A 14,349-nucleotide genomic window follows, 5' to 3' on the forward strand; every position below is an offset into this window, starting at 1 on the left:
CGCGTCGGCGAAGTCGGAGGCGTCGACGGAGTCGGCCGTGCCGGCCGCGGCGTCCACGGCCCCCGCAGCCTCCGACGCCGGCTCGTCCGCCGCGGCGTCCTCGGCACCCACGTCGGAACCGCCGTCCACGACGTCCTCGGTGTCGGCAGCGGCGTCCGCCTCGCTCACCGTCTCCGGTGCGTCCTCCTGCGCGTCGGCCACGTGCCGCACGTCGTCACGGACGTGGGCCTCCGCCGCCTCGGGAGCCTCGGAAGCGTCCGCGACGGAGTCGGCGTCCGACGCGGCGGAGCCGGGTGCGGACGTGACGTCGGCCGCGGCCGGGGCATCCGGGTCCGGCTCGGAACCGGGCCCGGACTCGCCCGCGTTCTCGGTCTCGGGCTGCTCCTGGCCCGCGGCGGCGGCACGTTCCGCGAACTCCCGCTTCAGCGCGACAGGGGAGATCCGCATGGTGGTGCCGCTCTCCAGGTCCCCATTGCCGGGCTCGATCTCGTCGGCGGCGCCCATGGGAGCGACGGGTGCCACCGGAGGAACCGGGGCCACCGGAGCGGCCGGAGGCGGCGCCCACTGGCTCTGGTATCCGCCCACCGGAATGTTCGGCAGCGCCGTCGGACTGCCGGCGTCCGCGACGGGCGCCGCACCCGGAGCCTGCGAGGCAGGTGCCTCCGCCGTCTCCGGCGCCGCTGAAAGCGCCTCAGGCGCCGCGGGGCCCGAAGGGGCCCCGGACACCGGGGGAGTTGACGGATCCGAGGGGTCCGCAGCGGTCGAGGGAGCCGGGGCCGCCTCCGCTTCCTCCTCCGTACCGCCGGAGTTGGCCGGAGTCCCCGACGCGTTCTGCGTGTACCAGGCGGGCGGCGCGTAGTCGATGGTGAACTCGCCCGTCGTCTCGACGGCGGACTCCGCGTCGGACTGGTCATCGCCGGGTGTGGCCCAGCCCCCGCGGATCCCGTCCCGATCGCTGTTCACAATTCCTCCTGGTGTGGTCGAGCACCCTCAAGCCGTGCCGGGGCGACCGATTTCTTGTCGTCCGCCGGCGTCCGTTGACGCTTTTGGTCGTCCGAAGTCGTACGAGGTCGTCCGAATTGACCCGGCTCCCCCTGAGACGCGAGCGGCCCCTCCACGGGTTCTGGCGTCGCGCCCTGTCCCAGCCTAATCACCATGACTGTCACAAGGGCAGGCCCGTCCACCCCACCGCGACCGCCCGCTACGTCACACCCTGCCCAGAAGTGGCTTGCGCACGCTCACTATTGACCTTCAATGCGGACAAACGAAGCCATCGCGGCAGACCCGCTGCCCGCTGTATGTACACGATCAAGCGGCATGCATAGTAGGGGGTTCCCCCGCCACCGAACGGTTCCCTCCGAAAGGACTTCTCCGCGTGAGCTTCGGCCCGCCTCCCTCCCCGTACACCCAGTCCGCGTTGACGGCGGACAACGAGCGAAGACGGCGCCGCACAAGGCTGTTCGGCATCGTGGCCGCCGTACTCGTCGTGGCGCTGTGCGCGGGCGGCTGGCTCCTCATGCACGCGAACGGTGACGACGGTCCGTCGAACAAGGCGGTGGCCGTCCCGCAGGCCCCCGACGAGATCAGGGAGACGGTCGAGCGGGTCCCGCGCACGCCGGAGGGTGAACTCGTCGTCGACTACGACGAGGAGAAGTTCAAGGACGACGAGACGCGGTACGCCCCCGGCACCTGGGCGACCGACAAGATCTTCGCCAAGGGCATCAAGAACCAGCTCATGGGCTTCAAGTTCGGCGAGTGGGACAAGAAGGCCTGGACCATCGAGCTGGACGGGCACATCTGCGCGACGACGAAGCACGTCACCGCGGACGGGCGTACCGCCGTCGTCGTCCAGCCGGCCAAGCGCAAGGGCACCAAGGACGCCGGTGTCTGCGACGAGGTCGTCTTCGTCGACCTCGACACCGGCAAGAAGCTGTGGACGGCGACGATGCCCGACGCGAAGAGCGCGTACGTCACCAACACCAACCTCACCATGGCGCGCGGCACGGTCGCGGTGGCGTGGGGCAACGGCTCCGTCGCCTTCGGCATGGCCGACGGCAAGCAGCTGTGGAAGAGCACCGGTGTCACCACGTGCGAGGACAAGGGGTTCGCGGGCGGCCGCAGCCTGCTGGTCCTGCTGCGCTGCGGAGACGAGTCCGAGCACGCGTACCGGGTGCAGAAGATCGACCCGCGCACCGGGAAGCCGCAGTGGACCTACAAGATGACGAAGAACATCTCGGAGGTCTACCTCCCGTCCTCCGATCCACCGGTCATCGCGGTCGGCGCGGGCGACTACACGGTGACCGACCTGATCACCCTGGACGAACAGGGCCGCCACAGCGCCACCATCTCCATGAAGGGCGGCCGTTTCGACCCGATGTGCGGCAGCTCCTTCGACGGGACGCAGTACTTCGGAGCCATGGAGAACTGCTACGCGCTGGTCGTGGGCAAGGACGCGTTGTTCGTCGCGAGCAAGGACGACGGCGAGATCGACCAGCCGGCGAACTGGATCGTGGCCTACGACGTGCACACGGGCAAGAGCCTGCGGAAGTTCGACGGGCGGCCGCTCCAGCCGCTGTGGCCCGTGAAGGCGAACGGGGACCAGCTCCTGGCCTACCGGCCGAGTGCCGACACCGTCGGACCGGCGGCCATCGTGAGCATCGATCCCGCCACCGGGAAGCAGACGCCGTTCCTCTTCTTCAACCTGCCGGAGGGCACCACTCGCATGGAGACCCCCGAGTGGTCCGACATCCTCTTCGAGCACGGCAGGGCGTTCTTCTCGCCCCGCCAGCTCTCGGCGTCCGCCGCGCACCCCGACGACCCGGTGGCGGCCGCGGTCGGCATAGGAAACGTGCGCTGATCCGCCACGACGTGCGCTGACCCGTCACGGCGAAGGCTGACCCGTCACGGCGAAGGCCGACCCGTCACGACGCAGGTCAACCCGTCACGACGCAGGAGGTCGACCCGTCACACGGACGAGGGCCGGCGCGGAGACTCCGTCCCGCGCCGGCCCTCGCTCGTCCACGGCGGCCCCGCGCACCCGCGGTGCCTCCGGACCGCTAGAGCGTCGCAGGACCGCCGTTGTGCGGCGCGGGTTCCAGGTCGAACTCCCCGTCCCGGGCGCCGAGCACGAAGGCCCGCCACTCCGCCTCCGTGTACCGAAGGACCGTGTCCGGGTCGAGGGAGGACCGCATGGCCACCGCGCCCTCGGGCAGATACGCGATCTCGACCCGCTCCTCGTGCTCCTCCGTACCCGGCGCGCTGTGCCATTCGACGCCCGAGATGTCGAGGGCGTAGAGCTCGTTCTTCTCCCGCTCCTTGCGCGCCTTCACGTCCTTGTCCGCTTCCTCGGCCATGTTCCGGCGGCCCCTTCCCCACGTGCGAATGCCCTGTGCCGTCACAGTAGTGGCCAGGTCCGCGCGGTCGGCCGGGTTCGGGGAGGCGGACGGACGGGTCCCGCCGGGCTGGTACCCTGTGTGACGGCCGTTTGTGTACGCACCCCCGGAGCCTCGCGCTCTGGAGGCCGCGCCCAGCGGATCCCCGCCTCCCGAGTAACGGAAGCTCCCCTGAGAAGTGGACCAGGGGCACTCGGTGGCCACTCAGAGACTACGAGGAGTACGCGTGTCGCTCGACGCCGCTACGAAGAAGCAGATCATCAGCGAGTTCGGTCAGAAGGAGGGCGACACCGGCTCCCCCGAGGTCCAGGTCGCCATGCTCTCGCGCCGCATCTCGGACCTGACCGAGCACCTCAAGACCCACAAGCACGACCACCACTCCCGCCGTGGTCTGCTGATCCTGGTCGGTCAGCGTCGCCGCCTGCTGCAGTACCTGGCCAAGAAGGACATCCAGCGCTTCCGTACGCTGGTCGACCGCCTGGGCATCCGCCGCGGTGCGGCGGGCGCCAAGTAAGACGCCGTGAAGGGAGCGGTTCCCACATCTTTTTGGGGACCGCTCCTTTTGCTGTACGTGCTGCTGTACGTCTCTGTACGTGCGGAGTGTCACTGACGCTTTGTAGTGTGGTAGCACAACGCAATACGCAGGACACAGCACGTACGACACAGCGTGATGGGGCCGTGCCCGCCGGGTAGGGCCCGTCACGACACGAACGAGGAGAAGCGCACCTCGCCGCCGCCGGTCCTCGGTAGTGGCCCCCGGGGGGAAGCGAGCCCCGGGTGCTTCGATCGAAGACCGGCCCGCACCAGAAGGCGCGTCTCTCCGCCACCGTCCCCCTGCCACACGGGCAGGACAGGACGAAGACGAGGAGAAAACGCTAGTGGAGAACGAGACCCACTACGCCGAGGCCGTCATCGACAACGGCTCCTTCGGCACCCGCACCATCCGCTTCGAGACGGGCCGCCTGGCCAAGCAGGCCGCCGGCTCCGCCGTCGCGTACCTGGACGACGACACCATGGTGCTGTCGGCCACCAGCGCTTCCAAGAGGCCCAAGGACCAGCTCGACTTCTTCCCCCTCACGGTGGACGTCGAGGAGCGGATGTACGCCGCCGGCAAGATCCCCGGCAGCTTCTTCCGCCGTGAGGGCCGTCCCTCCGAGGACGCGGTCCTCACCTGCCGTCTCATCGACCGTCCGCTGCGTCCGTCCTTCAAGAAGGGCCTTCGCAACGAGATCCAGGTCGTCGCCACGATCATGGCGCTCAACCCCGACCACCTGTACGACGTCGTGGCGATCAACGCCGCCTCCGCGTCCACGCAGCTGGCCGGTCTGCCCTTCTCCGGCCCGGTCGGCGGCGTCCGCGTCGCGCTGATCAACGGCCAGTGGGTCGCGTTCCCGACGCACACCGAGCTCGAGGACGCCGTCTTCGACATGGTCGTCGCCGGTCGCGTCCTGGAGGACGGCGACGTCGCGATCATGATGGTCGAGGCCGAGGCCACCGACAAGACGATCCAGCTGGTCAAGGGTGGCGCCGAGGCGCCGACCGAGGAGGTCGTGGCCGCCGGCCTCGACGCCGCGAAGCCCTTCATCAAGGTCCTGTGCAAGGCGCAGTCGGACCTCGCCGCGAAGGCCGCCAAGCCGACCGCCGAGTTCCCGATCTTCCTGGACTACGAGGACGACGTCCTCGAGGCCCTGACCGCCGCGGTCAAGAGCGAGCTCGCCCAGGCGCTCACCATCGCCGGCAAGCAGGACCGCGAGGCCGAGCTGGACCGCGTCAAGGAGATCGCCGCCGAGAAGCTGCTCCCGCAGTTCGAGGGCCGCGAGAAGGAGATCTCCGCCGCGTACCGCGCGCTGACCAAGAAGCTGGTCCGCGAGCGCGTCATCAAGGACAAGATCCGCATCGACGGCCGCGGCGTCACGGACATCCGTACGCTCGCCGCCGAGGTCGAGGCCATCCCGCGGGTGCACGGTTCGGCGCTGTTCGAGCGTGGCGAGACCCAGATCCTGGGCGTCACCACCCTCAACATGCTCCGCATGGAGCAGCAGCTGGACACCCTTTCCCCGGTGACCCGCAAGCGCTACATGCACAACTACAACTTCCCGCCCTACTCCGTCGGTGAGACGGGCCGCGTGGGCTCCCCGAAGCGTCGCGAGATCGGCCACGGCGCGCTCGCCGAGCGGGCGCTCGTGCCGGTCCTGCCGACCCGCGAGGAGTTCCCCTACGCGATCCGTCAGGTGTCCGAGGCCCTCGGCTCCAACGGCTCGACGTCCATGGGCTCGGTCTGCGCCTCCACCATGTCGCTGCTGAACGCCGGTGTGCCCCTCAAGGCCCCCGTCGCCGGTATCGCCATGGGTCTGATCTCCCAGGAGATCGACGGCCAGACGCACTACGTCGCCCTCACCGACATCCTCGGTGCCGAGGACGCGTTCGGTGACATGGACTTCAAGGTCGCCGGCACGAAGGACTTCGTCACGGCCCTCCAGCTGGACACGAAGCTCGACGGCATCCCCGCGTCGGTCCTGGCCGCCGCGCTCAAGCAGGCCCGCGACGCCCGCCTCCACATCCTCGACGTGATGATGGAAGCGATCGACACGCCGGACGAGATGTCCCCGAACGCCCCGCGGATCATCACCGTCAAGATCCCCGTGGACAAGATCGGTGAGGTCATCGGCCCCAAGGGCAAGATGATCAACCAGATCCAGGAGGACACCGGCGCCGAGATCACGATCGAGGACGACGGCACCATCTACATCGGTGCCGCCGACGGCCCGGCCGCCGAGGCCGCCCGCGCCACGATCAACGGCATCGCCAACCCGACCATGCCGGAGGTCGGCGAGCGCTACCTGGGCACCGTCGTGAAGACGACGACCTTCGGTGCGTTCGTGTCGCTGCTCCCGGGCAAGGACGGTCTGCTGCACATCTCGCAGATCCGCAAGCTCGCCGGCGGCAAGCGCGTGGAGAACGTCGAGGACGTCCTCGGTGTGGGCCAGAAGGTCCAGGTCGAGATCGCCGAGATCGACTCCCGCGGCAAGCTCTCCCTGATCCCCGTGATCGAGGGCGAAGGCGACGATGAGAAGAAGGACGACACCGACAAGTGACGTCGAGTAGCTCCACGACGACGGCCCGCACCTCCTCGGAGGCGCGGGCCGTCGCCCGTACCCAAACCCTGATCAAGGGCGAGAACGGCATCGGCACGGTCCGCAAGACCACCCTCCCCGGTGGCCTGCGCATCGTCACCGAGACCCTGCCCTCGGTCCGCTCCGCCACCTTCGGCATCTGGGCGCACGTGGGCTCGCGCGACGAGACTCCGTCGCTGAACGGCGCCACGCACTACCTGGAGCACCTGCTCTTCAAGGGAACCGCCCGCCGGTCCGCCCTGGACATCTCCGCCGCCCTCGACGCGGTCGGCGGCGAGATGAACGCGTTCACGGCGAAGGAGTACACGTGCTACTACGCGCGCGTGCTCGACACCGACCTCCCGCTCGCCATCGACGTGGTCTGCGACATGCTCACCGGCTCACTCATCCTCGAGGACGACGTGAACGTGGAGCGCGGCGCCATCCTCGAAGAGATCGCGATGACCGAGGACGACCCGGGCGACTGCGTGCACGACCTGTTCGCGCACACGATGTTCGGCGACAACCCCCTCGGCCGCCCGGTCCTCGGCACGGTCGACACCGTCAACGCGCTCACCGCGGACCGCATCCGCCGCTTCTACAAGAAGCACTACGACCCGACGCACCTGGTCGTGGCCTGCGCGGGCAACGTCGACCACAACAAGGTCGTCCGCCAGGTCCGCGCCGCCTTCGAGAAGGCCGGCGCGTTCCGGAGCCCCGCCGCGGCCCCCATCGCCCCGCGCGACGGCCGCCGGTCCATCCGCACCACGGGCCGCGTCGAACTCCTCGGCCGCAAGACCGAGCAGGCCCACGTCGTCCTCGGCATGCCCGGCCTGGCCCGCACGGACGACCGCCGCTGGGCCCTCGGCGTGCTGAACACCGCCCTGGGCGGCGGCATGTCCTCCCGCCTCTTCCAGGAGGTCCGTGAGAAGCGCGGCCTGGCCTACAGCGTGTACTCGTACACCTCGGGCTTCGCCGACTGCGGCCTCTTCGGCGTGTACGCGGGCTGCCGCCCGAGCCAGGTCCACGACGTGCTCAAGCTCTGCCGCGACGAGCTCGACCAGGTCGCCGAGCACGGCCTCTCGGACGACGAGATCGGCCGCGCCGTCGGCCAGCTCCAGGGCTCCACCGTCCTCGGTCTGGAGGACACCGGTGCGCTGATGAACCGTATCGGCAAGAGTGAGCTGTGCTGGGGCGAGCAGATGTCCGTCGACGACATGCTGGCCCGGATAGCGGCGGTCACCCCGGACGAGGTCCGGTCGGTCGCCCGCGACATCCTGGGCCAGCGTCCCTCGCTGTCGGTCATCGGCCCGCTCAAGGACAAGCAGGCATCCCGTCTGCACGAAGCGGTCGCGTAAATCCCGTCTCTGTAAGGAACGAAGCAATGAGCAAGCTGCGCGTGGCGGTCCTCGGTGCCAAGGGCCGGATCGGATCCGAGGCGGTACGAGCCGTCGAGGCCGCCGACGACATGGAGCTGGTGGGCGCGCTGGGCCGCGGCGACAAGCTGGAGTCGCTGGTCGAGGCGGGCGCGGAGGTCGTGGTCGAGCTGACCACGCCGGGCTCGGTGATGGGCAACCTCGACTTCTGCGTCCGGCACGGCATCCACGCCGTGGTCGGTACGACCGGCTGGACCGACGAGCGTCTCGCGCAGCTCAACACCTCGCTGGCCGCGTCCCCGGAGACGGGCGTGCTCATCGCGCCCAACTTCTCCATCGGCGCAGTCCTGACCATGAAGTTCGCCGAGGTCGCCGCGCCGTACTTCGAGTCCGTCGAGGTCGTCGAGCTGCACCACCCGAACAAGGTGGACGCTCCCAGCGGCACCGCCACGCGCACCGCTCAGCTCATCGCCGCCGCTCGCGAGCGCGCCGGCAGCGCCCCGCAGCCCGACGCCACGGTCACCGCCCTGGACGGCGCCCGCGGCGCGGACGTCGACGGCGTCCCGGTGCACGCGGTCCGCCTGCGCGGCCTGCTGGCCCACCAGGAGGTCCTGCTCGGCGGGGAGGGCGAGACGCTCACGATCCGCCACGACTCCCTGCACCACAGCAGCTTCATGCCGGGCATCCTGCTCGGTGTCCGCCGCGTGGTGACCACGCCCGGCCTCACCTTCGGCCTGGAAAACTTCCTGGACCTCGGCTGAGCCGGGGGACGGACACAGATAGCTGGCAGACATGCGCGCGAAGATCACCTATGCCGTCACGGCCGCCGTCCTGGTCGTCTACTTCGTCCTGGTCGGCAGCCGGGGCGTGCTGCTCATCCAGAACGGCACCCTGATCACCGTCACCTTCGGTGTCGCGGTGCTGATCCTGCCGGTCATCGGTATCTGGTTCCTGTGGAAGAACACCCAGTTCGTCCGTAAGGCCAACCGGCTGGCCGCCGAGCTCGACGCCGAGGGCGGACTGCCCGTCGACGAGCTGAAGCGCACCGCGGGCGGCCGCATCGACCGCGACTCGGCCGACGAGGTGTTCGCCAAGCGCAAGGCCGAGACCGAGGACGCCCCGGACGACTGGCGCAGCTGGTTCCGTCTGGCCGTCGCCTACCACGACGCCCGCGACACCCCGCGCGCCCGCAAGGCGATGCAACGTGCCATCGCCCTGCGCGAGGGCAGAACCCTGGAGGCGTAGCCCCAGGACCGGCCCGACCGCTGTCGCGCGGGAGGCGCGAGTGCTCCGGGGCCGCCGCGTTCCTGGATCGAGCGACGCGAAAGGGCCGGTCCGCCACCGCGGACCGGCCCTTTCGTCATGTCGTGAGGCATGTGCGGCGTAGCCGTCGTCGCGCCGCGCAGGCGTGCCTGTCAGCCGGGCCGGTACTCGTCCGCCCACACCTCGATGGTGTCCGCGGCCCGCTCGAAGGCCTCCGAACGCGCCAGGAAGTCGGCGTTGTGCGTGGTCAGCAGCGGCGGCAGGTCCTCGGGGGAGCGATCCCGGCGTACGAGGACCAGGGCCTGACCCTGGACGGTGCGCGGCAGACCCAGCCAGCGCACCGGCTGCTGCACGGTCCGCACCGCGACGACCTGCTGCCACGGCGCCGTGCTCGTGACGAAGAAGCCCACTCTGCGCAGCCCGCGCGCACTGACCCAGACGCCCATGCGCAGCAGCCGGAGCGCGGCCAGTATCGCTACCAGGGCGCCGGCCAGACAGGCCACCGCCGCGGCGAGGGTCCCGGCCACGGCGATGATCACCGCGGCGACGAGCACGTACGAAGCGAGCAGCAGGACGAGCGCGGCCGCGCCCACCCGCCATGGTCCGGGCCGGTAGGGGCGCCGCCAGCGGTCGAGGTCGTCGAAGGGCAGCGCGAGGTCGTCCGCCGCCTCGTCAAAGGCACGGTCCGCCGTCAGGAAGGGCAGGGGCACGACTGATCCTCACTCGATCCACGCATGGGCTGTGCCCGGTGAGGCTATCGAGCCCCATGCCCGCTCACCACCCTTGGGGGTCCGGAAGAGTCAGCGGCCGTCCGACGCCTCGGAGTGCTGCGTCGTGGCAGGTGACTGGTCCTGCGAGAGAGCGGGCATCCCGAGGATGAGGGAACCGGCGAGTCCGGCGACCACGGTGAGCCCTATGAGCCACCGGCCGGCTATCTGTCCGGCGGAGGCCCGCTCGCGGGGCGGGGGAGTGACGTTGCTGCGGAACTTGTCGGCTTCGGCGATGAAGGCGAACGGGACGGGCTCGCGCCGACGGAACATGGGGCGGCTTCCTCTGAGACTCGTGGGTGTGCGGGCGGCGGTGACTCGAACGCAGTCACCGTCACCCATACAGACGAGCGATTGTCTCAAGAGGTGCCCAGAATCACCGAATTCGCAGAAGTTCGCCGCCGAATGTCGCGGCACGGTACCGAACGCCCCGTTGTCAGTGGCGGCCCGTAGAGTGGGCGCCGCCCGAGCCTGTGATGGGAAGGACCCTCCGCACCGTGACCGACACTCCCGCCGACGACCTCAAGCCCAGCTTCCGCAGTGATGTCACCGTCGAGCTGATCAAGCACACCGCGTCCGACGCCGACGTGCTGTTCGCCGCCCGTGTCTCCACCGCGGGGGAGCAGTCCCTGGACGAGCTGCAGAAGGACCCGGAGCGCTCGAAGGGCCTGATCAACTACCTCATGCGGGACCGTCACGGCAGCCCCTTCGAGCACAATTCGATGACCTTCTTCATCAGCGCCCCGATCTTCGTGTTCCGCGAGTTCATGCGGCACCGCGTGGGCTGGTCGTACAACGAGGAATCGGGCCGGTACAGGGAGCTCCAGCCCGTCTTCTACGTCCCGGACGAGTCCCGCAAGCTGGTCCAGGAGGGCCGCCCCGGCAAGTACGTCTTCGTCGAGGGCACGCAGGCGCAGCAGGAGCTCACGGGCCGTGTGATGGAGGACTCGTACCGCCAGGCGTACGAGGCCTACCAGGAGATGCTCGCCGCCGGTGTGGCCCGGGAGGTGGCTCGCGCGGTCCTCCCGGTCGGCCTCTTCTCCTCGATGTACGCCACGTGCAACGCGCGCTCGCTGATGCACTTCCTCGGCCTGCGCACCCAGCACGAGCTGGCGAAGGTGCCGTCCTTCCCGCAGCGGGAGATCGAGATGGTCGGCGAGCGGATGGAGGCGGAGTGGGCCGGGCTCATGCCGCTCACCTACGCGGCCTTCAATGCGAACGGTCGTGTGGCGCCGTAGCGCGCGCCCCGCGCGCCGCGCGGTACAGATGTACGGATCAGCCGAGTGAAGTGTCCGTATTGCGGCATTTCGAGAAGTTCATCTAGCCTGATCAAACGGACCCGGCACTGCTTGAACCCCCGAGCAGGCAGTGCCGGGCTCCGCATTTGTCATGTTTTGTCGTGTCCCCCGAGGGCAGACCACGCGTTGAGCAGCGAGTAGCGTGTTACCCATGGCTCCGACCTCCACTCCGCAGACCCCCTTCGGGAGGGTCCTCACCGCCATGGTCACGCCCTTCACGGCGGACGGCGCACTCGACCTCGACGGCGCACAGCGGCTCGCCGCCCACCTGGTGGACGCAGGCAACGACGGCCTGATCATCAACGGCACCACCGGCGAGTCCCCGACCACCAGCGACGCGGAGAAAGCGGACCTCGTACGAGTCGTGCTGGAGGCGGTCGGCGACCGTGCCCACATCGTCGCCGGTGTCGGCACGAACGACACCCACCACAGCATCGAGCTGGCACGCGCCGCCGAGAAGGTCGGCGCGCACGGCCTGCTGACCGTCACGCCGTACTACAACAAGCCCCCTCAGGAGGGCCTCTACCGGCACTTCTCGGCCATCGCCGACGCGACCGAGCTGCCGGTGATGCTCTACGACATCCCGGGCCGCAGCGGCGTGCCGATCAACACGGAGACGATCGTGCGCCTCGCCGCGCACCCGCGCATCGTCGCCAACAAGGACGCCAAGGGAGACCTCGGCCGAGCCAGCTGGGCCATCGCCCGCTCCGGCCTCGCCTGGTACTCCGGCGACGACATGCTGAACCTGCCCCTGCTCTCCGTGGGCGCGGTCGGCTTCGTCTCCGTCGTCGGCCACGTCGTCACCCCGGACCTGCGCGCCATGCTCGACGCCTACCTCTCGGGCGACGTCCAGAAGGCCACCGAGATCCACCAGAAGCTGCTCCCGGTCTTCACCGGCATGTTCCGCACCCAGGGCGTCATGACCACCAAGGCCGCGCTCACCCTCCAGGGTCTGCCCGCCGGGCCGCTGCGCGCCCCCATGGTCGAGCTGTCGCCCGAGGAGACCGCTCAGCTCAAGATCGATCTTGCCGCCGGCGGGGTACAGCTCTAATCACAGACTTCACAACTGAATACGCATGATCCCGCAGGCCACCGGCCTGCACCCCACACAGACAACTGCTACTGCACGAACGTCACGCGCGCCACGTGCCCTACCAGGTACGTGGCGCGCGTGGTGAGGAGAGTCTTTTGAGTCATCCGCATCCTGAACTCGGTCCGCCGCCCAAGCTCCCCGAGGGCGGCCTCAGGGTCACCCCGCTCGGCGGCCTCGGCGAAATCGGCCGGAACATGACGGTCTTCGAATACGGAGGCCGCCTGCTGATCGTCGACTGCGGAGTGCTCTTCCCCGAGGAGGAGCAGCCCGGAATCGACCTGATCCTGCCGGACTTCACGTCCATCAGGGACCGCCTCGACGACATCGAGGGCATCGTCCTCACGCACGGCCACGAGGACCACATCGGCGGTGTCCCCTTCCTCCTGCGCGAGAAGCCGGACATCCCGCTCATCGGCTCCAAGCTGACCCTCGCCCTCATCGAGGCGAAGCTTCAGGAGCACCGCATCCGCCCGTACACGCTCGAAGTGGCCGAGGGCCAGCGCGAGCGCATCGGCCCCTTCGACTGCGAGTTCATCGCCGTCAACCACTCCATCCCGGACGCCCTCGCGGTCGCCATCCGCACCCCTGCGGGCATGGCCGTCCACACCGGCGACTTCAAGATGGACCAGCTTCCGCTGGACCGCCGTCTCACGGACCTGCACGCGTTCGCACGGCTGAGCGAGGAGGGCATCGACCTCCTGCTCGCGGACTCCACCAACGCCGAGGTCCCGGGATTCGTCCCGCCCGAGCGCGACATCTCCAACGTGCTGCGCCAGGTGTTCGCCGGCGCCCACAAGCGGATCATCGTCGCGAGCTTCGCCAGCCACGTCCACCGCATCCAGCAGATCCTCGACGCCGCCCACGAGTACGGCCGCCGGGTCGCCTTCGTCGGCCGCTCGATGGTCCGCAACATGGGCATCGCGCGCGACCTCGGATACCTCAAGGTCCCGCCGGGCCTGGTGGTCGACGTCAAGACACTGGACGACCTGCCGGACAACGAGGTCGTGCTCGTCTGCACGGGTTCCCAGGGCGAGCCGATGGCCGCCCTGTCGAGGATGGCGAACCGGGATCACCAGATCCGCATCGTCCAGGGCGACACGGTCATCCTGGCGTCGTCCCTGATCCCGGGCAACGAGAACGCGGTCTACCGCGTCATCAACGGCCTTTCCCGCTGGGGCGCGAACGTCGTCCACAAGGGCAACGCCAAGGTGCACGTCTCCGGCCACGCCTCCGCCGGTGAGCTGCTGTACTTCTACAACATCTGCAAGCCGCGGAACCTGATGCCCGTCCACGGCGAATGGCGTCACCTGCGCGCCAACGCCGAACTCGGCGCTCTCACCGGCGTCCCGCACGACCGCATCGTGATCGCCGAGGACGGCGTCGTGGTCGACCTCGTCGAGGGCAAGGCCAAGATCTCCGGCAAGGTCCAGGCCGGATACGTGTACGTCGACGGCCTCTCGGTCGGTGACGTCGGCGAGCCCGCGCTCAAGGACCGCAAGATCCTCGGTGACGAGGGCATCATCTCGGTCTTCGTGGTGATGGACTCCAGCACCGGAAAGATCACCGGTGGTCCGCACGTCCAGGCACGGGGCTCCGGTATCGACGACTCCGCCTTCGCAGACGTCGTCCCGAAGATCACCGAGGTCCTGGAACGCTCCGCCCAGGACGGCGTGGTCGAGCCCCACCAGCTGCAGCAACTCATCCGCCGCACGCTGGGCAAGTGGGTCTCCGACACCTACCGCCGACGCCCGATGATCCTCCCGGTCGTCGTCGAGGTCTGACCTCACAGACGCGCCAACCAGGAGCGGGGCGCCTCGATTTGCATCGGGGCGCCCCGCTCCAGTACGTTTACGGCTCCGCCTGAACGGGAACCCGGCACAACTGCGTGCCCGGAACCACCCGAGCAGGGCGGAAATTCCGACTCAGAATCTCTGATAAAGTCGGAACCGCCGGAAAGGGAAACGCGAAAGCGAGAACCTGGAAAGCACCGAGGAAATCGGATCGGAAAGATCTGATAGAGTCGGAAACGCAAGACCGAAGGGAAACT

Annotated in this window: 12 protein-coding genes and 1 pseudogene; 9 read left to right on the top strand and 4 right to left on the bottom strand. The window is 69.2% G+C overall.

What is annotated here, in order from left to right:
- Positions 1-834: 834 nt before the first annotated feature.
- Positions 835-963: pseudogene (locus tag BKI49_RS36425) on the bottom strand (SCO5717 family growth-regulating ATPase); the annotation flags it as partial.
- 412 nt (positions 964-1,375) lie between these two features.
- On the opposite strand from BKI49_RS36425, the gene BKI49_RS27860 reads away from it, so the two are divergent.
- Complete coding sequence (locus BKI49_RS27860) at positions 1,376-2,857, top strand: outer membrane protein assembly factor BamB family protein (protein ID WP_095937018.1); 1,482 nt, start codon at positions 1,376-1,378, stop codon at positions 2,855-2,857.
- 199 nt (positions 2,858-3,056) lie between these two features.
- On the opposite strand, the gene BKI49_RS27865 is transcribed toward BKI49_RS27860, so the two are convergent.
- The gene (locus tag BKI49_RS27865; protein WP_095937019.1) at positions 3,057-3,353 is read right to left on the bottom strand and encodes a DUF397 domain-containing protein; all 297 of its coding nucleotides are present in this window, start codon (positions 3,351-3,353) and stop codon (positions 3,057-3,059) included.
- Between the two features lie 265 nt (positions 3,354-3,618).
- Between BKI49_RS27865 and rpsO the strand changes: the two genes are divergently transcribed.
- From rpsO to BKI49_RS27890, 5 genes are all read left to right on the top strand, one after another.
- Complete coding sequence (gene rpsO, locus BKI49_RS27870; RefSeq protein ID WP_028802543.1) at positions 3,619-3,906, top strand: 30S ribosomal protein S15; 288 nt, start codon at positions 3,619-3,621, stop codon at positions 3,904-3,906.
- 364 nt (positions 3,907-4,270) lie between these two features.
- Positions 4,271-6,487, top strand: coding sequence for a polyribonucleotide nucleotidyltransferase (locus tag BKI49_RS27875; protein WP_095937020.1), 2,217 nt, complete (start codon positions 4,271-4,273; stop codon positions 6,485-6,487).
- Positions 6,484-7,863 carry a M16 family metallopeptidase gene (locus BKI49_RS27880; RefSeq protein WP_095937021.1) on the top strand — a complete coding sequence of 460 codons (1,380 nt, stop codon included), beginning with the start codon at positions 6,484-6,486 and terminating at the stop codon, positions 7,861-7,863. Before BKI49_RS27875 ends, BKI49_RS27880 begins: the two co-directional genes overlap by 4 nt.
- Before the next feature lie 26 nt (positions 7,864-7,889).
- Positions 7,890-8,642, top strand: coding sequence for a 4-hydroxy-tetrahydrodipicolinate reductase (gene dapB, locus BKI49_RS27885; protein ID WP_095937022.1), 753 nt, complete (start codon positions 7,890-7,892; stop codon positions 8,640-8,642).
- Between the two features lie 31 nt (positions 8,643-8,673).
- Positions 8,674-9,126, top strand: coding sequence for a tetratricopeptide repeat protein (locus BKI49_RS27890; RefSeq protein WP_095937023.1), 453 nt, complete (start codon positions 8,674-8,676; stop codon positions 9,124-9,126).
- Positions 9,127-9,296: 170 nt separating this feature from the next.
- Here BKI49_RS27890 and BKI49_RS27895 read toward each other — a convergent pair whose 3' ends face one another.
- Complete coding sequence (locus BKI49_RS27895; protein WP_095937024.1) at positions 9,297-9,854, bottom strand: hypothetical protein; 558 nt, start codon at positions 9,852-9,854, stop codon at positions 9,297-9,299.
- A 90-nt stretch (positions 9,855-9,944) separates the two neighbouring features.
- A complete protein-coding gene (locus tag BKI49_RS27900) occupies positions 9,945-10,184 on the bottom strand; it encodes a hypothetical protein (protein ID WP_095937025.1) in 240 nt (79 codons plus the stop codon).
- Between the two features lie 224 nt (positions 10,185-10,408).
- Between BKI49_RS27900 and thyX the strand changes: the two genes are divergently transcribed.
- The 3 genes from thyX (at position 10,409) to BKI49_RS27915 (ending at position 14,083) form a co-directional block, all read left to right on the top strand.
- Positions 10,409-11,149 carry an FAD-dependent thymidylate synthase gene (gene thyX, locus BKI49_RS27905; RefSeq protein WP_028802550.1) on the top strand — a complete coding sequence of 247 codons (741 nt, stop codon included), beginning with the start codon at positions 10,409-10,411 and terminating at the stop codon, positions 11,147-11,149.
- A gap of 211 nt (positions 11,150-11,360) precedes the next feature.
- On the top strand, positions 11,361-12,260 hold the full coding sequence (dapA, locus tag BKI49_RS27910) for a 4-hydroxy-tetrahydrodipicolinate synthase (RefSeq protein ID WP_095937026.1): 900 nt from the start codon (positions 11,361-11,363) through the stop codon (positions 12,258-12,260).
- A 137-nt stretch (positions 12,261-12,397) separates the two neighbouring features.
- Positions 12,398-14,083, top strand: coding sequence for a ribonuclease J (locus BKI49_RS27915; RefSeq protein WP_095937027.1), 1,686 nt, complete (start codon positions 12,398-12,400; stop codon positions 14,081-14,083).
- Positions 14,084-14,349 lie beyond the last annotated feature (266 nt).

Source organism: Streptomyces sp. Tue6028, assembly GCF_002300165.1.
Lineage (GTDB): Bacteria > Actinomycetota > Actinomycetes > Streptomycetales > Streptomycetaceae > Streptomyces > Streptomyces siamensis.